The 24,362-nt window shown below is 38.5% G+C and carries 22 protein-coding genes and 1 other RNA gene; 19 read left to right on the forward strand and 4 right to left on the reverse strand.

What is annotated here, in order from left to right; all coding sequences use genetic code 11:
• Positions 1-13: 13 nt before the first annotated feature.
• Both IGL37_RS04390 and IGL37_RS04395 read right to left on the reverse strand, forming a co-directional pair.
• Positions 14-1,384: a dNTPase gene (locus IGL37_RS04390; RefSeq protein WP_002407097.1), complete on the reverse strand. Its 1,371-nt coding sequence runs from the start codon at positions 1,382-1,384 to the stop codon at positions 14-16.
• Complete coding sequence (locus IGL37_RS04395; RefSeq protein ID WP_016618669.1) at positions 1,381-2,196, reverse strand: lipoate--protein ligase family protein; 816 nt, start codon at positions 2,194-2,196, stop codon at positions 1,381-1,383. Before IGL37_RS04395 ends, IGL37_RS04390 begins: the two co-directional genes overlap by 4 nt.
• 331 nt (positions 2,197-2,527) lie before the next feature.
• Here IGL37_RS04395 and IGL37_RS04400 point away from each other — a divergent pair, with 331 nt between their 5' ends.
• The 3 genes from IGL37_RS04400 (at position 2,528) to IGL37_RS04410 (ending at position 5,577) form a co-directional block, all read left to right on the forward strand.
• Complete coding sequence (locus IGL37_RS04400) at positions 2,528-2,965, forward strand: DUF1934 domain-containing protein (RefSeq protein WP_002382132.1); 438 nt, start codon at positions 2,528-2,530, stop codon at positions 2,963-2,965.
• Positions 2,966-3,041: 76 nt separating this feature from the next.
• The gene (gene rpoE, locus IGL37_RS04405; protein ID WP_002357996.1) at positions 3,042-3,659 is read left to right on the forward strand and encodes a DNA-directed RNA polymerase subunit delta; all 618 of its coding nucleotides are present in this window, start codon (positions 3,042-3,044) and stop codon (positions 3,657-3,659) included.
• Positions 3,660-3,966: 307 nt separating this feature from the next.
• Complete coding sequence (locus IGL37_RS04410) at positions 3,967-5,577, forward strand: CTP synthase (RefSeq protein WP_002357995.1); 1,611 nt, start codon at positions 3,967-3,969, stop codon at positions 5,575-5,577.
• 83 nt (positions 5,578-5,660) lie between these two features.
• On the opposite strand, the gene IGL37_RS04415 is transcribed toward IGL37_RS04410, so the two are convergent.
• A complete protein-coding gene (locus tag IGL37_RS04415) occupies positions 5,661-7,997 on the reverse strand; it encodes a PBP1A family penicillin-binding protein (RefSeq protein ID WP_002360569.1) in 2,337 nt (778 codons plus the stop codon).
• A gap of 41 nt (positions 7,998-8,038) precedes the next feature.
• Complete coding sequence (gene recU, locus IGL37_RS04420; RefSeq protein WP_002388848.1) at positions 8,039-8,656, reverse strand: Holliday junction resolvase RecU; 618 nt, start codon at positions 8,654-8,656, stop codon at positions 8,039-8,041.
• Between the two features lie 62 nt (positions 8,657-8,718).
• On the opposite strand from recU, the gene IGL37_RS04425 reads away from it, so the two are divergent.
• The 16 genes from IGL37_RS04425 to IGL37_RS04500 all read left to right on the forward strand — a co-directional run bounded on the left by IGL37_RS04425 (position 8,719) and on the right by IGL37_RS04500 (position 24,349).
• A complete protein-coding gene (locus IGL37_RS04425) occupies positions 8,719-9,261 on the forward strand; it encodes a DUF1273 domain-containing protein (RefSeq protein ID WP_002360568.1) in 543 nt (180 codons plus the stop codon).
• 93 nt (positions 9,262-9,354) lie between these two features.
• Positions 9,355-9,765 carry a cell division regulator GpsB gene (gene gpsB, locus IGL37_RS04430; protein WP_002357990.1) on the forward strand — a complete coding sequence of 137 codons (411 nt, stop codon included), beginning with the start codon at positions 9,355-9,357 and terminating at the stop codon, positions 9,763-9,765.
• A gap of 107 nt (positions 9,766-9,872) precedes the next feature.
• An RNA gene (rnpB, locus tag IGL37_RS04435) (RNase P RNA component class B) lies at positions 9,873-10,241 on the forward strand.
• 237 nt (positions 10,242-10,478) lie between these two features.
• Positions 10,479-11,642, forward strand: coding sequence for a THUMP domain-containing class I SAM-dependent RNA methyltransferase (locus IGL37_RS04440; RefSeq protein ID WP_002357989.1), 1,164 nt, complete (start codon positions 10,479-10,481; stop codon positions 11,640-11,642).
• 18 nt (positions 11,643-11,660) lie between these two features.
• Positions 11,661-13,157: a carboxypeptidase M32 gene (locus IGL37_RS04445; protein WP_002360566.1), complete on the forward strand. Its 1,497-nt coding sequence runs from the start codon at positions 11,661-11,663 to the stop codon at positions 13,155-13,157.
• Positions 13,158-13,189: 32 nt separating this feature from the next.
• A complete protein-coding gene (locus IGL37_RS04450) occupies positions 13,190-13,906 on the forward strand; it encodes a DnaD domain protein (protein WP_033918044.1) in 717 nt (238 codons plus the stop codon).
• Between the two features lie 14 nt (positions 13,907-13,920).
• On the forward strand, positions 13,921-14,568 hold the full coding sequence (nth, locus tag IGL37_RS04455; protein ID WP_002357985.1) for an endonuclease III: 648 nt from the start codon (positions 13,921-13,923) through the stop codon (positions 14,566-14,568).
• 173 nt (positions 14,569-14,741) lie between these two features.
• Positions 14,742-15,506: a GntR family transcriptional regulator, LSA1692 subfamily gene (locus tag IGL37_RS04460; RefSeq protein WP_002357984.1), complete on the forward strand. Its 765-nt coding sequence runs from the start codon at positions 14,742-14,744 to the stop codon at positions 15,504-15,506.
• Entirely contained in the window at positions 15,503-16,801 is a 1,299-nt protein-coding gene (locus IGL37_RS04465; RefSeq protein WP_002396912.1) for a Sapep family Mn(2+)-dependent dipeptidase, read from the forward strand. Before IGL37_RS04460 ends, IGL37_RS04465 begins: the two co-directional genes overlap by 4 nt.
• A 169-nt stretch (positions 16,802-16,970) precedes the next feature.
• Positions 16,971-17,924 carry a N(4)-(beta-N-acetylglucosaminyl)-L-asparaginase gene (locus IGL37_RS04470; protein ID WP_002361636.1) on the forward strand — a complete coding sequence of 318 codons (954 nt, stop codon included), beginning with the start codon at positions 16,971-16,973 and terminating at the stop codon, positions 17,922-17,924.
• Positions 17,925-17,943: 19 nt separating this feature from the next.
• Positions 17,944-18,273, forward strand: coding sequence for a PTS sugar transporter subunit IIB (locus IGL37_RS04475; protein ID WP_002357981.1), 330 nt, complete (start codon positions 17,944-17,946; stop codon positions 18,271-18,273).
• A gap of 18 nt (positions 18,274-18,291) precedes the next feature.
• Complete coding sequence (gene celB, locus IGL37_RS04480; protein ID WP_002384702.1) at positions 18,292-19,647, forward strand: PTS cellobiose transporter subunit IIC; 1,356 nt, start codon at positions 18,292-18,294, stop codon at positions 19,645-19,647.
• A gap of 17 nt (positions 19,648-19,664) precedes the next feature.
• Complete coding sequence (locus tag IGL37_RS04485) at positions 19,665-20,183, forward strand: GrdB-related putative oxidoreductase (RefSeq protein WP_033786039.1); 519 nt, start codon at positions 19,665-19,667, stop codon at positions 20,181-20,183.
• A gap of 36 nt (positions 20,184-20,219) precedes the next feature.
• Positions 20,220-22,682 (forward strand): helicase C-terminal domain-containing protein, encoded by a 2,463-nt coding sequence (locus IGL37_RS04490; protein ID WP_002386632.1) that lies wholly within the window; start codon positions 20,220-20,222, stop codon positions 22,680-22,682.
• Positions 22,679-23,644, forward strand: a complete 966-nt coding sequence (locus IGL37_RS04495) for an asparaginase (protein WP_033918045.1) — start codon at positions 22,679-22,681, stop codon at positions 23,642-23,644. The genes IGL37_RS04490 and IGL37_RS04495 overlap by 4 nt, the downstream gene beginning before the upstream one ends.
• Positions 23,645-23,665: 21 nt before the next feature.
• Complete coding sequence (locus tag IGL37_RS04500) at positions 23,666-24,349, forward strand: HD domain-containing protein (RefSeq protein WP_033918046.1); 684 nt, start codon at positions 23,666-23,668, stop codon at positions 24,347-24,349.
• Positions 24,350-24,362 lie beyond the last annotated feature (13 nt).

Raw genomic sequence — 24,362 nt, forward strand, 5'->3', positions numbered from 1 at the left:
CCTCCTAGAAAACCTATTTTTTTAAAACTAACGCACCATTATGAATGTAACTTGAAAACTCACGATACGTCTCATCAAATAAATCGTAATGTTTTTTATTTACTTGGTCAAGCATTTCTTTAGGGAAATAGAAACGTTCATCTCCTTGACTCTGACCAGCAAGTGCTGCAACTAGGGGACTGACCGTTGCCAATTCCACTAATGAGCCATCTTTTTGCATCAATTCAATTTGTGTACGATGACGGTCTTTATTTGGACGATAAAAATCGTAAGGTAAATCATAGCTTGAATTAATGGCAGTATAATATTTAGGGTTGAAACCAACTTTTTCAATCAATTCCCTTAAATAAGCAATCGTTGCTGCGCTCTCTTTTTCGTTCGTAAAGGTGGCTGACTTCAGAGGCTTACGCATAAGGAAACGTTTGGCTAAATCACCTAGAATTGAATCAGGCACATCCATCCATTGTGTAAAGTACGTAGAGAGGACGCCATCATCCAATTTTAAATATTCTTGTAAGGTGAAGTCCCCTTTAAAGAATGGTACAAGCAGAGAGGCTTGTAAATCATAGTCAAATTCAGGGTTTTCAAATAATTCTTTCGCCCGATGCAATAAATGATCAAGAATCACTTCCATCCCTCGAGAAACAGGGTGGAAATAGACTTGGACATACATTTGGTAACGACTAACGATATAGTCTTCCACAGCATGCATCCCATTCATAGCAAAGGCAATGCCTCCTTTGTAGGGTCGAATCACACGTAAGATTCTAGTTAAATCGAAAGTTCCGTATTCCGTCCCTGTAAAGTAAGCATCACGTAACAGATAGTCCATGCGATCGGCATCAATTTGACTAGAAATCATTTGCACCACTTGAGGATTTGGGTATTGTTTAGTAATAACGCTGGCGACTTTTTCAGGAAAATCTGCCGAAACACGGTTTAAAATTTGATAGACTTCCGTTTCTGGTGAGGTGATGATTTGGACCGTGATTGCTTCATGGTTTGTATCAAAAATATGCTCGAATGTATGTGAATAAGGACCATGACCGACATCATGTAATAAAGCTGCGCAAAGTGTAATCAGGCGCTCGTCGTCATTCCAGCCGTTTTCACCTAATCGTTCCACAGAGTAGTTACGTTGGAAAATTTCACAAATCCGACGTGTAATTTCGTAAACACCCAAAGAATGGGAAAAACGACTATGTTCGGCACCGTGAAACGTAAAAGAAGAAGTACCTAGTTGCTTAATGCGACGTAATCGTTGCACTTCAGCAGAATTAATAAGGTCTAAAATCACTTGATGTTGGACATGAATATAATTATGGACGGGATCACGAAAAACTTTTTCGATTGGTAATCGTTGCTCTTTATACGGAATCGTCATACGATCTCTCCTTTAATTAAGGCGTTTCGTTGCGCCATTTTTTCCAGCTGGACAGTTAAATTTGTTTGGAACCATTCTGAGGTTATAATTGGTTCGGTTAAGTTTGGATCAATAGATTTTTCAAATTGTTGAGGTAATGCTTCGATTAAACGGGTTTTTACGGCGTCTATTGTTAATGGAGTCTCAATCAGGGTTTCTAAATTTGCCATCACTGCTGGATCAACGGGTGGATAGCCATTTTCACCAAATTGTTCTTGTAAGCCAGCAAGGTAAAAGTCTCGAACCACTTCTCCACGAGCAAGTTGATTGCCGTTAACGCTGATGTAAATCATGACAGCAATACCGTCTTTGACGCGTCGTTGGGCAATCCCAGCAAACTTTTGACCGCCAATACTTAAATCATAAGTACCAGGACAATAGGATGTAGTAATTTCAAAGGCGTCAATCTCTTTCTCCGGAAAACTCTGACGGAGCCAAGCCCACATTAATTCATAAGCCGCATCGATACTTAATTTGTGTTCAGAATTATTTGGTAAAATAAGTGAAACATTTAAAATACCCGAATCGGCAATCACCCCTAAACCGCCGGCATTGCGAACGACTACAGAATAATCGTTTTCTTGCAGAGAAGTGATGCCTTCTTTTAGATGTGGTACACGGGTATCTTTCATGCCAAGAATCATTGCTTGATCCAATTGCCAGAAATGAATGATTGGTTGGTGATGCATTCCTGAAAAAGTAGTTAAAACATCGGTCAAGGCAAAAGGTAAAAAATAGTCACTGTTTGTTAAACAACCTGAATCAAGGAGCATAAATGATTCGGTGTGAAGGGGAAAAGTTGTGCTCATAAAAAACGTCCTGTCTATTTATAATTACGTCATTTAATACGTTTATTTTCTTACTCTCTCTTATATTATATACAAAAAACGCAAAAAAGCATGTTATATAAACGAATTCTGAAGGAATTCTCTAAAATAGTAAACGGTTTTCTTATTAAATAGATGAAACAAATGCTTGCAACCCGTGAAAAGAGCTTATACAATAAGAAAAGGTACATAAACAAGGAAAAATTGACTTTAGTTGACAAATATATTGAAAAAGTCAACAATAAGAAAGTTATATTTTGGAAAAGGAGTGACCATTATGGATTTATCAACAGGCGTTCCTGTATCGATTCAACTAAAAACGATTGTCCAACAAGGCAACGAACAAAAAGATTTTTTCTTTGACCTAGAAGGTCAATTAGTAAAAATGGGTGATACATTATACATTCGTTACAAAGAAGAATTATTAGAGGATACAGAACCAACCCCCGTAACCATTAAAATTGAACCAGACGGGCATGTTCAGCTGATTCGTGCCGGCGAATTACGGATGCGTTTAAGATTTGGCTATCAGGAAAAATTAGATACAAGTTATCGAACCCCTTATGGCTTGCTACAGATTAGTACGTTTACACATAATTTGCGTGTTAGTTTAAAAGATCAACCAATGTCTGGTAAGATTTTAGTTGATTATGATTTATACTCTCAAACAGAGCGAATCGGAGAATATCATTTAGAATTAGAATTTACTGCATAAATATTGCAGAATAGAATTGATTTTTTTTCAATGTTTTTGTATGATAAGGAGTAGACTGTGAAAGGACGTGTACCTCTTGGAAATTAATGTATTTGAAGGGTTAAACAAAAAAGAATTATCCATGATTGAAGTAGCACACGCTATTTTAGAACAACATGCAGATGTAATGGATTTTTCTGATTTAGTTAACCAAATCCAAAATTATCTTGGCAAGTCTGATAGTGAAATTCGTGACCAATTAGCACAATTTTATACAGATTTAAACATCGACGGTAGCTTTATCTCATTGGGAGACAATCGTTGGGGCTTACGTTCATGGTATCCAATCGATTCAATCGATGAAGAAGTTACACATGGCTTGGAAGAAGACGAAGAAGATGCACCACGTCGTAGAAAACGTAAAAAAGTAAATGCCTTCATCACTAATCCAAACGATGAAGATGTAATTGACTATAACGATGACGATCCAGAAGATGCTGAATTAACAAATGATGATGAAGAAGACATCTTGTACGATGATGAAGAAGATGAAGATGAAGAAATCAAAGCATACAACTCTGACTTACAAGAGATTGGTGCAGATTCAGACGATGATGAAGAAGACATTCCGCAAATCGAAGAAGATTTAACGATCATTGATGACGATGATGTTGAAGATGAAGACGATTTTGATGACGAATATTCTGAAGAGTAAGAAACTAAAAAGCTTGATTCCTAAGAAGGAGTCAAGCTTTTTAGTTGAATGCTTAAGAAAAATGAGAAAATAGAAAAAATTATTTTCTTGAATAGAAGTACTTGACCTGATGTCCGTTTGCTTGTATTATACTACTTGGGCACCTTTAAGAAGGTCAGAAGTTTGAACGAACTTACAAGCTCCCTATTCGTAATGGATAGGGAGCTTTTCTATTTTTGTTTCTTTTTTATTTGGAGAAACGTAAGAGTCTCAAAGTTGTTTTACTTCTCTCTACAAAATATTATCAAAGAAAGGGTTTTTAACTATTATGACAAAATACATCTTTGTTACAGGTGGCGTGGTTTCTTCTATCGGAAAAGGGATTGTCGCAGCATCTTTAGGACGATTATTAAAAAATCGTGGATTAAAAGTAACGATTCAAAAATTCGATCCATATATTAATGTGGATCCGGGGACAATGAGTCCTTACCAACATGGAGAGGTTTTTGTCACAGATGATGGTGCCGAAACAGATTTGGACTTAGGTCACTATGAACGTTTTATTGATATTAACTTAAATAAATACTCAAACGTAACCACTGGAAAAATTTATTCAGAAGTCTTACGTAAAGAACGTAAAGGGGAATACTTAGGTGCAACAGTGCAAGTTATTCCACACATTACCAATGAAATCAAAGAAAAAATCATGCGTGCAGCGAAAATGACGGATGCCGATGTGATTATCACAGAAGTAGGTGGTACTGTCGGCGACATCGAATCATTACCTTTCCTAGAAGCATTGCGTCAAATGAAAGCTGATATGGGTAGTGACAACGTAATGTACATCCATACAACCTTGATTCCTTACTTAAAAGCGGCTGGCGAAATGAAAACTAAACCAACACAACATAGTGTCAAAGAATTAAGAAGTTTAGGGATTCAACCAAATATTTTAGTGGTCCGTACGGAATTACCTGTTTCTCAAAACACTAAAAACAAATTAGCACAATTCTGTGATGTTAATCCGGAAGCGGTAATTGAATCTCGTGATGTTGAAACGTTATACTCCATTCCATTAGCACTTCAAGCACAAAACATGGATCAAATTGTTTGTGATCATTTAAAATTGGATGCACCGGCTGCAGACATGACTGAGTGGCGTGCATTAGAAGAAAAAGTTCTTAACTTGAAAAAGAAAACAAAAATTGCGCTGGTTGGTAAATATGTTGAATTACCAGATGCCTATATTTCTGTTGTAGAAGCATTAAAACATGCTGGGTTTGATTTTGATTCAGATATCGAAATTGATTGGGTTGATTCACAAGAATTAACTGCTGAAAATGTCGCTGAAAGAATTGGTTCAGCAGATGGTATTTTGGTTCCTGGTGGTTTTGGTGATCGTGGAATTGAAGGGAAAATTGAAGCGATTCGTTTTGCTCGCGAAAATGACGTACCATTCCTTGGCATTTGCTTAGGTATGCAAATGGCCTGTGTAGAATTTGGTCGTAACGTTGTGGGCTTAGAAGATGCTGGTTCTGCAGAAACTAATCCTGACGTGACAAATAACATTATTGATTTAATGGCAGATCAAGAAAACATCGAGAATTTAGGTGGCACACTACGTTTAGGTTTATATCCATGTAAATTGAAAAAAGGAACGAAAACTGCGGCAGCATACGGAAATGAAGATGTTGTCCAAGAACGTCACCGTCATCGTTATGAATTTAACAACAAATACCGTCAATTATTTGAAGAAAATGGCTTAGTCTTCTCTGGAGTTTCACCAGATAATCGTTTAGTTGAGATTGTTGAAATTCCTGAAAAACAATTCTTTGTGGCTTGTCAATTCCACCCAGAATTAATTTCTCGTCCAAATCGCCCACAACGCTTAATCAAAGGATTTGTTGGTGCAGCTTTGGCAAATAAAGAAAGTAAATAAGCAAAAATGGACGAAGTGATTCAGTTCACTTCGTCCATTTTTAATCTAAAAAAGTACGGGGCTCATCATGAGCCCCGTACTTTTTATGCTGCTTTATTTTCATCTGGTTTAGAACTACTTTCAGGTGGTTGCGGCGGTTCTTGTGAACTAGAACTTGATGGTTCAGGTGGTTGTTCCGATGTTGCCGGTTGCTCTGCTGAGGAAGAGCTTGCCGGTTGTTCGGTTGAGGGTGGCGCTTCAGAGGAAGAAGGCGCACTTTCTGAACTAGAACTTGATGAACTTTCCGCTTCTTTTGTGGAAGAGGATTCCACCGTACTGCTAGATTCCGGCTGTGGTGCTGAAGAGGTAGTACTTGGTAAAACTTGTACATTTGGTACCTCATAGGCATCTTTCACGTATAATTCATTACCTACCCGCACAACACTGTCTGGCTGCACCCAGTCATCGTTTGAAACATTTTGAGACAAGTAACTCATTATTTCACGATAAACATCCGAGGCAATCCCATAGTATTCTTGATAGATTGGTGTATTTCGATCATTGTATCCAGTCCAAACAGAAACGGCATAGTGTGTTGTATAACCAACAAAGGTACTATCCGGGGCAATTCCTTTTTCTGTTGTCCCCATTCGCGCTAAATCTTCATCAGTATAGTTAGAAGTCCCTGTTTTGGCCGCTTGGATTAAGCCTGGAATGGCGCCGTTAAATCCTGTTCCGCCGTTTAAAACATCTTTTAACATATCCGTCATCATATAGGCGGTAGAGTCTTTCATCGCACGTTTACCATCAGGTTGATAATCAACGCTAGTTCCATCATTGAAAACGACTTTGTTTACGTAATACGGTTTGTTGTAAATCCCGTTATTGGCGAAAGCCGCATAAGCTGCTGCTAACTTCAATGAGGAAATTCCATATTTATCGCCATCTACATCGCTTGTGTTACTTGAAATGGCATTCGAGGCTTCTAAGTTTTTATAGTCAATTCCTAGCCCTTTAATGAAAGGCATGATGTTTTCTTTACCAACTTCATCAAACGTCTGGACCGCGGTGGTGTTACGAGAACCCATAATCGCACGGCGCATAGTAATGACGCCTTGATATGTTAAATCAGAGTTGAAGACATCAATGTCGGTACCAGGATATTTCGTTGGTTTATCCACCATGAGGCGACCTGTCGAATAATTTAAATTCTCAATTGCGGGACCATAATCCATGATTGGTTTCACGGTTGAACCAACATCACGTTGGGTGTTAACAGCTAAATTGTTTCCTAATTGCACATCATCAGGAATGTGACGACCACCAATTTGTGCTCGGACCTGTCCAGAGGCAACATCAATAACGGTTGAAGCCACTTGCATTTTATCATCTGGAAACGCAACGTATTGATCACTGTTGACAATATCGTAAAGTTGTTTTTGGGCATTCATATCTAAGTTTGTGTAGATATCTAGTCCGTCTGTGTAAACATTTTTACCAGTTTTTGCTTTCACTTCATTGATTACTTCTTTGACGTAATTATCTACGACTTTTCGATTGTCATCACTGGCTTTTAATGGCACTAAGCCTTCATCGATTGGGGTCGCTTTAGCTTTTTCGTACTCTGCTTTCGAGATTTTTTTATTGTCGTACATTGTGTAAAGTACAACATCCCGACGTTCTTTAGCAGTATCTGGTTTTGTATAGGGATCGTATGAGTTTGGCGCTTGCGGCATTCCTGCCAGTAGGGCCGTTTGTGGTAAATCAAGTTCAGATAAATGTTTACCATAATAATTTTCAGCCGCTGTTTCCATTCCATAAAAACCATTCGCCATGTAGACTTTGTTAATGTAGTAAGTTAAAATTTCTTCTTTTGATTTTTCACGTTCTAAACGAACAGCCATCCATGCTTCTTGTGCTTTCCGTTTCAAGGTTTGGTCAGATTCTTTTGTAGAGAAGTAGGACAATTTAATTAATTGTTGGGTTAAGGTACTTCCGCCTTGTAATCCACCATTTTTGACATTTGAAAGGGCAGAACCGATAATCCGAATCGGATCCACACCAATGTGTTTATAGAAACGACGGTCCTCGACAGAAACAATGGCATCTTTTAATAATTGAGGCACATCATTTGGTTGAATTAATTCACGCTTTTCTGCGCCTAAATCCTCAAAAATTTCATTATTAATATCGTAAAGCTTCGATGAAACTGTCGCATTCAGTTTGTCATCTTCTAATTTTGGGGCTTGTCGTGCATAGAACCAAAAAAGACCAACGCCTGCTAAAAAAGCGACCATCCCAGCGATAAGTAAGCCAAGAAAGATTTTTAAAACAAGCCGTTTTTTCTTTTTCGGCGGTTGTGTCTTTTTCTTGTAACTCGACTTCGATGAGGTGTTGGATGCATGTCTAGCAGCTCGCGAGCCTGAATTTGCGGTTGGCATAAATAGCAACTCCTTTGTTATACTTTCAAAACTTTATGAATCTAGTGTGTCTGAATATATTGTTCCACTGCGTCGAGATAAGGGATTCGCGGTGCGATTCCAAAAGATAATTCAATTCCTTCTTTCTCGATGAGTGCAAGCGGCATAGATTTTTTTCCAGTAACTGCTTGGTTTTTCCAATGCGTTATTAGATTTTCACCACTAAAAAAGAAGCAGCGTTTTAAGCTTGAAAACCATAATAGCACAAAACAAATCCCTTGTTGTGCTATACATTGTTCCATATGATCAATTTGATGTTGATGAAAATTTTTAAAGGGAAAGGACGTGGTATTTTTCGTTTCTTTCGCTTCAAAATCTATGTAACGGCCTTGATATACACCGTTATAATCAGTCGTTGAAGCTTGTCTAAAGTAGGCCTCCTTAATAACAGCCGCACTTCGTTTGGGATAATCTACTTTAACAATTTGAACAGGAGTGGGTTTCTTATGAACGACTGCTTGCTTATTCAATAGATAATATTGATTGCTTTGATTGATCGCTTCTTCGAAATCCATCCCGCGATTACCAAATTCAACGGGGCGTTTCTTTTTTACTTGTTTTTTTGGTGATTGTGCTTCATGATGATTATAAGGTATTCCGTTAGGATAATGGAACGTCACGTTTATCACACTCCTAGCCTGTATTATACCAAAAAAAAGACCTGAAAGAAAAGGGATGACTTATGGAAATGATAAAAACCCTCTATGTCACCGGTTATCGCAGCTTTGAATTGGGGATATTTCAAGGAAAAGACCCGAAAATCACAGTTATTAAAAATGTCTTAAAAAAAGAGTTAGCCAGTTATATTGAAGCGGGAGTAGAATGGATTTTGATTTCTGGCAATTTAGGTGTTGAACTTTGGACAGCTGAAGTAGTTGGGGAATTAAAAACGGAATATCCAGAAGTTCAGCTAGGTTTGCTTTATCCATTTAAAGACTTTGGCAATAATTGGAATGAACAAAATCGAGAACTGTTAACGAAAGCGGAAAGTTTGGCTGATTATATCAACTCAGTAAGTCACCAGCCCTATCAATCGCCAGCACAATTAAAAATGCATACAAAATTTCTTTTGGAACATTCTGGAGGCAGCTTACTTATTTATGACAAAGAGTACCCTGGCAAAACGGAGTATTTTTTAAAGGACGCACAACATTTTTCGGAACGAGAACCCTATGATATTCGCTTAATTACAATGGATGATTTACAAAACTCGGTGATTGATTAGAGAATCTGTTTGATTTTCTAGCTATTTTTCGTTACAATAGTATTTGTGGAACTATGAAATTTTCTATCGTAAATAAACAAATGAGGTGTAAACATGGCAAATTTAGTATATAGTCCTAAAGACATTTTACAAAAAGAATTTAAAACGAAAATGATGAACGGGTATGACCCAATTGAAGTAGACGAATTTTTAGACAATGTTATTAAAGACTACGAAGCTTATAATAAAGAATTATTAAGCTTGCAAGAAGAAAACAGCCGCTTAATGGCAAAATTAGACCAATTATCAAAAGCCCAACCAACGCCTCGTGTTGCTCAAGAAGTACCAAAAAGTGCAGCAGTGACCAACTTTGATATTTTAAAACGTTTATCAAACTTAGAGCGTGAAGTTTTTGGTAAAAAGTTAGATGAAACACCTTCAACACCTGTAACGCCTTCTGCACCGTCAATGACTGCAGAACCAGCGAACCATGATGTTGATAATGCACAAACACGTCAATTTTAACAAGACAATTTAAGTCAAGTTTTCACGAGGAACAAAAAGCATTTGTTAGAATAGCGGACACTTGTTGTAGTGTGTAAATTTTTGCTGTTCGTCTAAACAGATTTGTAATTTTCGGGTGATCGCGGTTTGCTTTTGCAAGCTGAGGAAAGTCCATGCTCGCACAAGCTGAGATGCTTGTAGTGTTCGTGCTTAGCGAAATCATAAGCTAAGGTACTCTTTTAGAGTAACGGCAGGAAAAATGACTAAGGTTTCGACTATGTCAAAGTATCCTTGAAAGTGCCACAGTGACGAAGCGATGTGGGAAACTCCATCGGTGGAACGCGGTAAACCCCTCGAGCGAGCAACCCAAACAATGGTAGGGGCGCTCTTCTAAAGGAAATGAACGAGTAGAAGAGGCAGAGTTTACTCTGCAGATAGATGATGACCGTCACCAATTTTTCCTGAAGAATTGGTGATACAGAACATGGCTTATAGAAAATTACAAGTAATTCAGGAAGACCTTCCAACGTAGTTGTGAAGGCTTTTTTTACGAAAAGAATAAAAAAATGTTAAAATAAAGAAACTGAGATAAAAGTAGTAAGCTGTCTGTTCTAAAGAGGCCGCGACAGGACCGTTTAGTTCAGAGAAAGCGGACAATTATAAAAAACAAGCGGAGCAGTAGTCGGCAGGACTGTTAGCTCCAGACAATAAAAAAGAGTCAAGAAGGAGTTTTTATGACGAAAGAAAAAACATTCAAACTTGTTGCAACGGCTGCTAGTGGCTTAGAAGCATTAGTTGGAAAAGAATTGCGTGATTTAGGGATTCCCTGTGAAGTAGAAAATGGCCGGGCCGTCTTTGAAGGCACTGTTGAAACAATTGCTACTGCCAATTTATGGCTACGCACAGCAGATCGGATTAAAATCGTCGTTGGCGAATTTAACGCCTATAGTTTTGATGAATTATTTGAAAAAGTTAAAGCACTTCCTTGGGAAGATTATTTGCCTTTAGATGCAGAATTTCCAGTTGCAGGTAAATCAATTAAGTCAAAATTGTATAGTGTTCCTGATTGCCAAGCCATCACCAAAAAAGCCATTGTTAACCGTTTAAGAGAAGTTTACCATCGTCCAGCGACGGTGCCTTTAACCGAAACAGGAGCTTTGTTTAAATTAGAAGTGGCTCTGCTAAAAGATAAAGTGACGTTGACGTTGGACACGACTGGACCAAGTTTATTTAAACGAGGCTATCGCATTGAAAAGGGGGGCGCACCTCTTAAGGAAAACATGGCAGCTGCTTTAGTGATGTTGACCAATTGGCGCAAAGATCGTCCTTTTTATGATCCAGTTTGTGGTTCTGGAACAATTTGTATTGAAGCAGCATTAATTGGCCATAACATTGCCCCTGGCTTTAATCGTAGTTTCACTTGTGAAACATGGGATTGGGTTGATCCAGCAATTTTTGAAAAAGTACGTAACGAAGCCGAGGCAAAGGCAGACTACGATGTTGAATTAGATATCTGTGGCTCAGATGTTGATGGGCGAATGATTGAAGTCGCACGAGCGAATGCTGAGGAAGTTGGTTTAGGTGATTCAATTACCTTTAAACAATTGGCATTAAAAGATTTTACAACCGAGAAGGAATATGGTGTAATGGTAGCTAACCCGCCTTATGGTGAGCGTTTAGGAGAAGAGGAAAGTGTTCGTCGTTTGTATAAAGAAATGGGCCATGTTTTCCGTCCGTTAACTACTTGGAGCAAGTATATACTGACGAGTGATCTTGCTTTTGAAGAATATTATGGTGCCAAAGCTACTAAAAAACGGAAGCTTTACAACGGAGCCTTACGAACAGATTTATTCCAATACTGGGGAACACGTCCACCAAGAAAACCACGGGAAGACTAAGAAAGCTGGTGTAAAAAAATGAAGGAAGCTGTATTTTTACAAGAAGTGAAAGAAATTCAATTACTAAAAAATGCCTTGACATTATTAGACTGGGATTCATCAACTGGGATGCCAGAAAAAAGTAGTCCTTTTCGAGGAGAAGTAGAAGGGTATTTAACCGGATTATATTTTGAACGAAGTATTGGCCCAGTTATTCAAGAAGCATTGGCCTATTTTGAGACACGCCCTGAAGAATTATCTGAATTAGGGAAACTGGTTTTTGAAAAAGTAAAAGAAGAATATGCTTTGAATAAAAATGTTCCAGCTGAACGTATGCAAGAATATGTTAAAGTATTAAACCAAGCACATACAGATTGGCTAAAAGCACGCGCTGCACAAGATTTCGGCTTGTTAGAAGAAACCTTAACGAAGGTCGTTGCGTTCCAAAAAGAGTTCATTCCTTATTGGCAAAAAGAAGAAAAAACTCCGTATGATGTGTTATTAAATCAATTTGAACCGGGAATGACGGTTGAGAAGCTAGACCAAGTATTCGACCAAGTAAAACAAGGGATTCAAGAAATTCGGACCGTTTTAGCGGAAAAAGGTACGCCGCCTAGAACTGACTTTTTATCTAGAAAAATGACCAAAGAACAACAACGCCGTTTTGTGATTGGTGTGGTTGAACAATTAGGCTATGATTTTTCAAAAGGCCGATTAGATGATACAGTTCATCCATTTATGACAGCTCTAAATCGAAATGATGCGCGGATTACTACGCGCTGGGAAGAAAATAATTTCTCAATGGCAACATTTGGTGTGATTCATGAAGCGGGTCATGGGATGTATGAACAAAATTTTGATCCTAAATTTGACTTTACGCCGCTAAGCGAAGGTGCCTCTATGGGGATTCACGAATCACAATCGCTCTTTAATGAAATTATCATTGGTAGCAACCGGGCTTTTTGGCAAAAACAATACCCGTTTTTCCAAGAATGCGCAGAAGGTACTTTTGATGATATTGCTTTTGAAGATTTCTATGCTTCTTTAAAAGAAACGAAAGCAAGTTTGATTCGGATTGATTCCGATAGTCTCACCTATCCTTTGCATATCATTATTCGTTATGAAATTGAGAAAATGTTGTTTAATGGTTCTTTGGAAGTCGCTGATTTGCCAAAAGTGTGGAACGAAAAATACCAAGAGTACTTAGGCGTATCACCTGAAAATGATTTAGAAGGTGTCCTTCAAGATGTTCATTGGTCTGGAGGTAGCTTTGGTTATTTCCCATCTTATGCCTTGGGTTATATGTACGCCGCGCAACTATTTCACGCAATGAAACAAGAATTATCTGTTGATGAAATTTTAGCTTCGGAGGATTATTCTGATATCCGTAAATGGTTAACACAACATATTCATCAGTACGGCGCTTCACGTAAACCAAATCAATTAATTTATGATGCAACGGGAGAAGAATTGAATCCTAGTTATTTAATTGATTATATGAAAGCTATTTATTTTGATGTTTATCATGTGCAATAAGTGAAACAAGCAAGGGGAAGTGGACAACAACAATGTTATCAATTCGTGAATATTTAGAAGCTGGTGAAACAACAATCTCAAACTTACTATTTGATCATTACCAAAAAATTGGTTTGAAAGATGATGAATTTCTCTTTTTACTGCAACTTTTTCGTTCGCAAAATGCAGGCGATTTATTTCCAGACTTAATGGCGATTGCAGAGACGATGGGCAAAACGCCAGATACGATTTATAAGTTGTTAAATCAATTGGTTTCTCGCAGATTTATTCGAATTGAAACACAACAAAACCAAAAAGGTCAAATGATGGATACGTATGATTTACTGCCTGTTTTTCAAAAGATTCAATTATTTTTACAAACGAGCAAAGAAAAACAAGTTGTCGCAAACCACGAAGATGAAATTAAACAGCTTTACCAAGGCTTTGAAAAAGAATTCGGACGTCCACTTTCACCAATTGAATTAGAAATGATTGGTCAGTGGTTGAACACGGACCATTATTCCCCTGAATTAATCCGGTTAGCGTTGCGAGAAGCCGTTTTAAATCAGGCGTATAGTTTGAAATATATTGATCGTATTTTACTTGCGTGGGAGCGTAAAAATATTACCACCAAAGAACAAGTGGCTGCTGATCAGAAAAAACGAAAAGATTCTATGATTCAAAATGAGATTGAACAACAAGGTCAGACACAAGAATCGTTACCAAAGGTTACATTACACAATTGGTTAAATCCAGAAGACAGTGAATAAAAAGGAGGTGGGCCATGCTATCAAAAGAGAAAACGATGGAAGCTATTGAAATTATGTATGAGATGTTTCCAAATGCAGAATGTGAATTAAAACATAAGAATCCTTTTGAATTATTAATTGCTGTGATTTTAAGTGCGCAAGCAACCGATGTATCGGTAAATAAAGCGACTCCTGGTTTATTCGCAGCTTTTCCAACACCAGAAGCTTTAGCAGCTGCGCCGGTGGAGGAGATTATTGCTAAAATAAAAACCATTGGCTTATATCGCAATAAAGCAAAAAATATTAAAGCGTGCGCACAACAACTTTTAGAACGTTTCAATGGAGAAGTTCCGCAAACCAGAGATGAACTGGTCAGTTTACCTGGCGTGGGGAGAAAAACAGCCAATGTAGTAATGGGAGATGCTTTCGGCGAACCGGCTTTTGCAGTAGATACACATGTGGAACGAGTGTCCAAGCGCCTTAGAATTTGTAAGCTAAATGCGAATGTTACTGAAGTTGAGCAAACCTTAATGCGTAAAGTTCCGAAAGAACTCTGGGTGAAAACGCACCATACCATGATTTTCTTTGGGCGTTATCACTGCCTAGCAAGAGCGCCTAAATGTGAAGCCTGTCCGCTACTCTATATGTGTCAAGAAGGCAAAGAACGGATGAAAGGGAAATAACACATTTTTTCCTAAAAAAGCGAGCCACAAGTCCAACCGACTTGTGGCTCGCTTTCTTTTTTTGATTTTTAAGAAACGCAACAAATGATTGCGGTTTCTTAAAAATTGATTTAGTATAGACAGTGTGGTATATACTAGAAAATTTATTTTTTTGAAGAAAGATAGGCGATGAAATGACAGAAAATGCACCCAAATTTAAGCAAATTTCTGCAGAAATTGAAAAGAAGATTCGAGACGGTCTGTATGTAAGTGCACAAAAATTACCTTCAGAATATGATTTAGCTAAAGAATATAACTGCAGTCGCTTGACCATCCGTAAAGCGATTGATGATTTGATCCGCAAAAATATTTTGGTAAAACGACATGGTAAAGGTAGTTATGTGATGTCGCAAGCGAAAATTCAAAGTGGTCGCGCTGGCTTACAAGGTTTTACTGAGGCAGCCAAAGCTTACGGGAAAAAAAGCCAGACAGAAGTCATTTCCTTTGAAGAAGTAGTACATCCCGCTGAGAAAATTCGGGAGGCGCTCCAAGTAGGCAAAAATGAGGCGATTTATGAACTGATTCGCCGCCGAATGTTAGACGGCGAGCCAATGACAGTTGAAAAAATTTATTTGCCACAGGCATACGTACAAGGCCATACGAAGCAAGACTTCGAGGGCTCTCTTTTCTGCTTAATCGAGAAGAACGTCGAGATTGCTTATTCGCATCAAGAAATTGAAGCAATCTTAGTTGAAGCGGAAATTTCAGAATTATTGAATGTTCCTGTGGGCCAACCACTTTTACAAGTCCATTCTATCACCTATGCGCTTGATGCAACCCCCATTTTATATGATGTCTCTTTATATCGAGCAGATCGGTACACATTTAAAAACACACTGACCCGCTATAGCCCGTCTGAAAACAACCAAGTGGAGCTAGGAGGTTCTTGGAACGAATGAAGATAAAAGAAGAAATAGCCGCTCAAAAAGATTTATTTTATGAAGACTTAAACAAAATTATGGCGATTCGAAGTGTGAAAGGGTCGCCTAAAAAAGAGGCACCTTTTGGCGAAGGACCGAAAAGAGCCTTGGAAGAAACGCTGAAACTGGCAGAGCGTTATGGTTTTCAAACTGGGATTGTCAATGACGCAGTTGGCTATGCGCAATGGGGAACAGCGGAAGAATATCTGGGAATTATTGGTCATTTAGATGTAGTACCAGAAGGTTCTGGTTGGTCAGTGCCGCCCTTTCAATTAACGAAAAAAAATCAACGTTTGTATGGTAGAGGAATTCTAGATAATAAAGGTCCTATCTTGGCTTGCCTGTATGGAATGAAATTACTGAAAGAACTTGGTTACCAACCAAAGAAAACCATTCGCTTAATGTTTGGCACGGATGAAGAAAGTGGGAGTGGAGATATCCCCTTATATTTAGAGAAGGAAAACGCACCCGTTTTTGGATTTACTCCAGATTGTAAATATCCAGTAGTTTATGGGGAGCGAGGGATTGTTAATTATGAAATCACAACGACCATCCCAGATGATTCAAGTGAACAAATTGGTCAGATTATGGGTGATCAAGCAAAAGACCACGTACCTGATCAATTAAGTGTGGTGATTGCGGGAAAAACAACAGCAATCACGGGAAAACGCGCCCCTTCCAATGCGCCAGAACTAGGCAAGAACGCGATTACTTTATTGGCACAGAAAATTAGCGAGGAACAGTTAGTCAAAGGAAATTTATTACAGTATTTCGACTGGTTAACCGCTAGTTTTCACGAAAAGCACTATGGCGAAGGAGTAGCTCTGGACTTTAAGGATCAGGATAGTGGGCAATTGATTTTAACGCCCTATGCGTTGGAAAAACGAGGACAGCAATTGGTGTTATCATTGGCCGTGCGTTATCCTGTTTCTATTACAGAAAACGAAGTAACCACGCAGCTAACGAAGGCACTATTTCCAGAAAGTGAAGTGACCGTCATCCGCCGCCTCCCTAGTACGCTGTTTCCAAAAGATGAGCGCAATGTTCAAAAATTAACCAAGGTTTATGAACAAATTACTGGCTTAGATGGGACGCCAGTCACAACTACAGGTGCTACGTATGCTCGTTTTATGCCGAATATCGTTGCTTTTGGTCCATCATTTCCTGGTCAAAAAGGCATTGCGCATAACCAAGATGAATATATGGATGAAAAAGATTTACTGCTTAATCTGGAAATCTATATGCAAGCGATGATTGCATTAACAGAAGCGTAAAACCAATAGAAGATACACGTATGAGAAGAAGCCAATGTGTTTCGTAGAGGTCGCATACGTGTATCTTCTATTTTTCTGTATAAAATTTCATTTTCAGTATATACAAAACAGTATATACTAGTTTATAATGGTGAAGAAATGTAAGCGTTAACGAAAGGGCGGATGGAAAATGACTTGGGGTGCAATTGCGACATGGCGGATGGCACATGATGGGTTACTAAAAGCTACAGAAGAATTACAACAAGGAGGTGCTGCAGGCACGGCCGTGGAACAATTAATTAAAGAAGTAGAAGACTATCCTTTTTATAAGTCAGTGGGCTACGGCGGTTTACCTAATGAGGAAGGGATTTTAGAAATGGATGCTGCCTATATGGATGGAGACACATTTGCAATTGGTGCTGTGGCAGGAATTACAGATGTTAAAAATCCGATTTCAGTGGCTAAAGCATTAAGTAAAGAGAAGTTTAATAGTTTTCGTGTTGGCGCAGGTGCAACGAAATATTCAATGTTGCACGGTTTTGAAAGAAAGAATATGTTGACAGAACGCGCTAATCAATGGTGGCAAAAGCGTTTAAAAGAAATTCAGGAAAATCAGTTGAACCCCTATGATGGGCATGATACTGTCGGCGCTATTACGTTAGACCAAACAGGATCAATGGCAGCTGGCACTTCCAGTTCGGGACTCTTCATGAAAAAAGCAGGACGTGTTGGCGATTCACCACTGTCAGGTTCTGGTTTTTATGTTGATAGCGAAATTGGTGGTGCTGCGGCTACAGGCTTAGGTGAAGATTTAATGAAAGGCTGTCTTTCTTATGAAATCGTTCGTTTAATGGGGGAAGGGCGCTCGCCACAACAAGCATGTGATCAAGCCGTCTATGCTTTTCATGAAAAATTGACCCAACGTTATGGGAAAGCAGGAGCTTTTTCACTAGTGGCCATGAACAAACAGGGAGACTGGGGCGTAGCTACGAATGTGGAATTTACTTTTACGGTTGGTACTGATATGCAGCAACCAGAAATCTATATTGCAAATCCAGGCAAGAATCATACCACAGAGATTCAGCCGATTTCACAAGAATGGTTAGCGGCCTATGAAAAAAGAATCAAAGCACCAATTGAATAAATGAGGAGAGTGAAGGAACATGAGTAAAAAACAAATTTATCTTTTTTGTGATGCAGGGATGTCTACAAGTATTATGGTGAATAAAATGATGGAAGTGGTGGAAAAACATCAAATGCCTTTAATGATTACTGCTTTTCCTATTGCAAGAGCACAAGAAGTGGTTGAAGCAGAGAAGCCTGTTGCTATTTTATTAGGACCACAAGTCCGTTTTTTATTAGAAAAAACAAAAGAACAATTTGCTCCTCAAGGGATTCCTGTCGCTGCAATTGCGCCAGAAATTTATGGCATGATGGATGGCGAAAAAGCATTGAAAGAAGCGCTGCGGTTAATTAAGCAAAATAAAAAATAATAGATAGGAGTGACGACCGTGCAAAAATTTTTGGATTGGTTAGAGCGCGTATTGACCCCTTTGGCAAAAGTGATAGGAGAAAATAAGTATTTAGTAGCGATTCGTGATGGCTTCCTTTTATCAACGCCCTTGTTGATTGTTGGTTCGGTCTTCTTATTAATTGCTAATTTTCCTTTGCCACAATGGGATACTTGGATGTCTCATTTGCTTGGTAAAGACTGGGCGACAATGATGTCTGTTCCAGCTAGTGCTAGTTTTGATGTAATGACTATTCTGGCCGTTGTCGGTATTGCCTATAGTTTAGGAAAACAATTCAATGTGGATGCAATGCAAGCAGGAATTATCGCATTGGTTTCATTTTTTATTGTAACGCCTTATCAAACATTATTTACACCGGAAAATAGTTCAAAGGTTTATGAAGTTACTAGTTTACCTTTAAAATGGATGGGTTCCAGTGGCTTGTTTTTAGGAATGATTGTCGCATTAATTGCGACTCGTTTATTTGTGGCCATTGTTCGTAAAGGGTGGACAATAAAAATGCCAGAAGGAGTGCCACCAACAGTGGTTAAGTCTTTTGAGGCCCTGATTCCGAGTTTTTTAGTTGTTACTCTCATGTTTTTAGTCAATTGGCTGGCTGCTTTAACTCCTTATGGTAATTTACAAGATGTTATTTTTGAATTTCTACAAACGCCCTTATTGAGTCTTGGTAATACCTTAGGTGCAATGAGCATTGCTTATTTATTTTTACACTTCTTTTGGTTCTTTGGCATTAACGGAGGTAGTGTGGTTGGCGCAGTCTTTAATCCTGTTTTGCGGGCATTGTCTGTTGAAAATTTACAAGCATTTAAAGACGGTCATGAAATTCCCAACATCATCACTGGACAATTTCAAGATATGTTTGCAACATTTGGTGGCGCCGGTTCCACACTCTCATTAATCATTGTGATGGTCTTATTCTGTAAAAGTCAACGAATTAAAAAGCTTTCGCAACTTTCACTAATTCCTGGTGTTTTTGGGATTAACGAACCAATCATTTTTGGGTTGCCAATTGTTTTAAATCCAATCCTTTTAATTCCATTTGTATTAGTACCCGCAATTAATATTATTATTGCCTATTTTGCTATGGATTGGGGCTTAGTTCCATTGACGAATGGTATTCAATTGCCGTGGACGACCCCACCAATTATCTCAGGATTTTTAGTCAGCGGTTGGCAAGGATCAATTCTGCAAGCTCTCTTATTGGTACTAGGAATGTTCATTTATTATCCTTTTATTCGAGTTATGGATGACCAATATTTACGTGAAGAATGGAAAGCACAAGAAGAAGAGAGTGAAGAAATTGATTTTGATTCCTTTGACTTCGATGATTTATAAAAAAGGAGGAAATAGGCGTGAAAAAAATCCTTTTAGTCTTAAACCACAGTTTAGCAGGATTTGGCAGTGATGAACAAGCTCAGCTGAAACCAAGTGGTAAAAAAGCTCCCTTAGGGCCAGGGGTAACATTGCTACCATTTTTACAGAAGCAAGGAGCGGAAATTGTTGCGACACTTTATTGTGGTGACCAATATTATTTGGAAAACGAGGAAGAGGTAGCAAAGAAATTTATTGGCTTTGCAAAAAAGTTTCATGCCGATGTGGTTCTTTGCGGACCTGCCATGCATTATCCTAATTTTGGAGAAATGGCCGCTCGTCTAGCTTGTAAGTTTAATGCTGCGGGCATTCCTGCAATTGCAGCGATGGCAGAAGAAAATCCAGCAGTTAATCACTATTATCAGCAAGTACCGATTGTGAAGATGCCCAAAAAGGGCGGCATTGGTTTAAATAATTCGTTTAAACAAATGGCGCAATTGGTCGTGGCAAAAGCAAATGGAAAAGAAACCAAACAGTTAGAAGAAACAAGTTGTTTTTAATTGTTGATAATCTAAAGAGAAATCCAGAATGAACGCATGATTGTGTTCGTTTTGGATTTTTTGCTTTTGTTTAGCGAATGTATGTTCTATAATAGGGAGGCAGATAGGTGGGATTACGTGAAATCAACGAGAAAAATTGCGGTGCGTCAAGTGGTCGAATTTATTTTAAGGCGGGGAAGTATCGATTCTCGCCATGTGAGTGAACATACACCACAAGAAGGTAGTCGCCTTCATCGAATGTTGCAAAAGGAAGCGGGGAGCCTTTATCAAAAGGAAGTATCTTTAAAAATTGAGGTGCCTTTAAATGGCCATAATTATTGTGTAGAAGGTCGTGCAGACGGCATTTTTGTGAAAGAAACTGGGCAAGTGGTCATTGATGAAATTAAAACATCCGAGCCAGCGTTTGAAGAATTGCCGCCAGAAAAGGTCGAATTGTTTTGGTATCAAGCGATGTGTTATGGTCACATGTATTGCCAACAAGAACAACTTTCTGAAATAACGCTTCAACTCACTTATTATCAGACCACCACAAAACAAATCACACGACAAGAACGCCATTTTACAGAAGCTGCATTAGCGGAGTTTTTTACTGATTTGATGAAGCGCTATGAACAGTGGGTAATTTTTAAAGAAGAATGGCGTATTTTGAGAAATAAATCATTAAAAAATCTTAGTTTTCCTTACGGGGAGTATCGCAAAGGGCAACGAGAATTGGCGGTAGCCGTCTATAAAACAATTCTTAGTAAACAGCGGCTCTTCGTGGAAGCACCAACTGGAACAGGCAAGACAATGTCCACTCTTTTTCCAGCGATGAAAGCAATTGGTGAAGAAGAAGGCGAACGGATTTTTTATTTAACAGCTAAGACCATCACGCGGCAAGTGGCTGAAGATGCCGTCAAAGCGCTGTCCGAAAAACAAGCGCAAACTAAGAGTATTACGTTAACAGCAAAAGATAAAATTTGTTTTTTAACTGAACGAAATTGTACACCAGAACATTGCCCGTTTGCTGACGGCTATTATGATCGTTTAAATGAGGGACTGTGGGATTTATTGCAACATGAAAATCATTTAACGAGAGAGGTTATTGAACGGTATGCACAAAAGCACCAATTGTGTCCATTCGAGTTGTCGCTAGATGCAAGTCTTTGGTGTGATTTAATTATTGGCGATTACAATTATCTATTTGATCCAACGGTTTATTTACGGCGCTTCTTTGAAGAACCCCAAAGTGCAGAAGAGAATATTTTTTTAGTGGATGAAACCCATAATTTGGTTAATCGTTCACGGGAGATGTATTCGGCCGCTATTTCTAGAAATGCGGTTTTGCAAATTCAAAAAAGATTGCAAAAAGAATCTGTTCAATTAAAAAGAGCTTGTCAAAAAGTCTTAACTACGTTTGATGATATTGAAGCAATCTGTGAAGAAAAAGACACGGATTTTTTTGCCCAACGTGCGCCAATTGATTCATTAGTTAAACAGATACATCGATTAACAGAAGTAATTGCAGAATGGTTGCCAGAAAATCAACACATTGAGGAATTGGCGTCGATTCTCAGTTTTTATTTTGATTGTTTAAGTTATCTTCGAATCAGCGAGTATTACGACAACGGCTTTTATACGTCTATTTCTTTGCGAAACTATGACTGCGTTGTGAAACAATTTTGTGTCGATCCGGCTTATTTATTGTCACAACGATTAGATAAAGGGAAAGCGAGTATCTTATTTTCGGCAAGTTTAACACCTCTGAATTATTATCAAGAAGTGCTTGGTGGAGGTGAAGAAAGCCTACGTTATCGGATTCCGTATCCTTTTCCAGAAGAAAATCAATTGTTGATGATTGGTAGTCATCTTCAAACAACCTATAAAAACCGTGAAAAAAGTTATCCACAGATTAGTGAACTTTTAGGGAAGTTAAGTGAAACAAAAACAGGTAATTATTTAATTTTCTTCCCTTCTTATGCCTATATGGATGATGTCTATCAAGTATTTAGCCAACGTTACCCGCAAGTAAAAACTCAAATTCAGGGAACGGACTTAAACGAAAAAGAGCGAGAAGCATTTTTAGCTGAATTTAAAGAGAATCCTCAAGAAACTTTCATCGGTTTTTGTGTTTTAGGTGGTATATTTTCAGAAGGAATTGACTTGAAAGGTACCCGATTGATTGGTACGATAATTGTTAGTGTCGGGCTACCACAAATGAATCCGGAGCAAGAACTGATTCGCACTTTTTATCAAGAAGAGCGAGGGCAAGGGTTTCAATTTGCGTATCAAATTCCTGGCATGAATAAAGTCTTGCAAGCGGCTGGACGTGTCATTCGAGATGCGCAAGATAAAGGCTTTGTGTTGTTATTAGACGAACGATTTGAATTACCAAGTGTCCAGCGTTTCTTTCCGCCGCATTGGTTGGCGCATCGTAAGGCAAACACCAATGAACAACTCATTCAACAAGTGAAACAATTTTGGTTAAAAAATAAAGAAAACAAAGGAGGAAACAAATGAAGACCATTTTAGTCCTTCATACAGGTGGGACCATTTCCATGTCGAAAGTAGCAGGAGGAAGTGTTGCCCCGAATGAAAAAAATCCGTTGATGGAACAAGAAGCATTATTTTCTGGCAAGGTTCATTTAGTTGTTGAAGATATTTTTAATATTCCCTCACCACACATGACCTTAGAACGGATGTTTCAATTAAAAGAACGGATTCAAAAAGCTTATTCTGAACCAATTGATGGCGTGGTTATTACGCATGGAACAGATACATTAGAAGAAACTGCTTATTTTTTAGATATAACCTTAGAGAAAAAAATCCCCATTGTTTTAACAGGAGCAATGCGGTCAAGTAACGAAATCGGTAGTGATGGCTTGTATAATTTCATCAGTGCTATTTGGACTGCTTGTTCAGAAGAATCGTACGATAAAGGTGTTTTAGTCGTGATGAATGATGAAATTCATACGGCGCGTTATGTGACAAAAACACATACAACGAACGTAGCGACGTTTCGGACGCCAACTTTTGGACCAATAGGAACCATTGCGAAAGAACGTGCTTTTTTTGCGAAAGAGGTCTTACCGCAAGAAGTCTGCGATGTTTCTTCTGTGAAAGGAAATGTTCACGTAGTGAAGGCCTATGCGGGGATGGGTGAACGGATGTTTGAATTATTAAACACCCCAGAAACGGATGGGTTAGTAATTGAAGCGCTAGGTGCGGGGAATTTACCGCCAGAAACGCTCCCAGCATTACAAAAAATGCTAGATAACGGGATTCCAGTCGTTTTAGTTTCTCGTTGTTCCAATGGCATTGCTGAAGATATCTATGATTATGCTGGTGGTGGCGTTGGCTTGAAAAAAATGGGGGTCGTTTTTGCCCGTGGTTTAAACGGACCGAAAGCGCGGATTCGTTTAATTGTTGGTTTAAACAGCGGAAAAAATCCTGCAGAGTTAAAAGAATTTTTGGAACAGTAACTAATTTTAAGGAGAAAATAAATGAAGCTGTTTGAACGCATTCATCAAGATACTGAAATTCGACAAATTTATGATGCAATTGGTCAAATGGAAGATGAAGAAGCTGGGTGGGCATACCATAATTGGTTTCATGTAACCAATGTCGTAGCCATGACGGAAATGATTTTGAAACAACTTGCTGTTTCAGAGGAGTATTTAGAGGCGGCAAAAATTGCGGCACTGCTCCATGATGTGGGTGCGCTACAAGGAAAAGCAGGACATGCACTTCGTGGGAAACAATTTGCAGAAGCATATTTTCGTAAGCAAAAGATTTGTTTGCCTTATCAAGCAGAAATTTTATCTTCTATAGAAAATCATAGTAATGGCTTTGATTCGGAAGAGTTAATGACACTAGCGCTAATCATTAGTGATAAGTTAGATATTACAACCTCTCGTGTTGCCAAGGCTGGTTATTTCGTGCCAGGAATGCGGCAATTTCAATTTTTAAAGAAAATTGAAATTATGCTTTCAGAACAAGAGGTTTGTGTCTCGTTTACGGCAGAAGAAGAACTGGATTTAGAAGAATTAAATGCGTTTTATTTTATGCCAAAGGTTTTCAAAGCAATTGCCGCTTTTTCAGAAAAAATCCAACGCCGACCAATCGTTTTATTGAATAATCAAGAATGGCCGGTACCAAAACTAAAAAATCCTTCAACTGTTCATTAACAGTTGAAGGATT

Origin of the sequence: Enterococcus sp. AZ119 (assembly GCF_050546175.1) — a bacterium.
In the GTDB taxonomy this organism is placed as follows: Bacteria; Bacillota; Bacilli; order Lactobacillales; family Enterococcaceae; genus Enterococcus; species Enterococcus faecalis.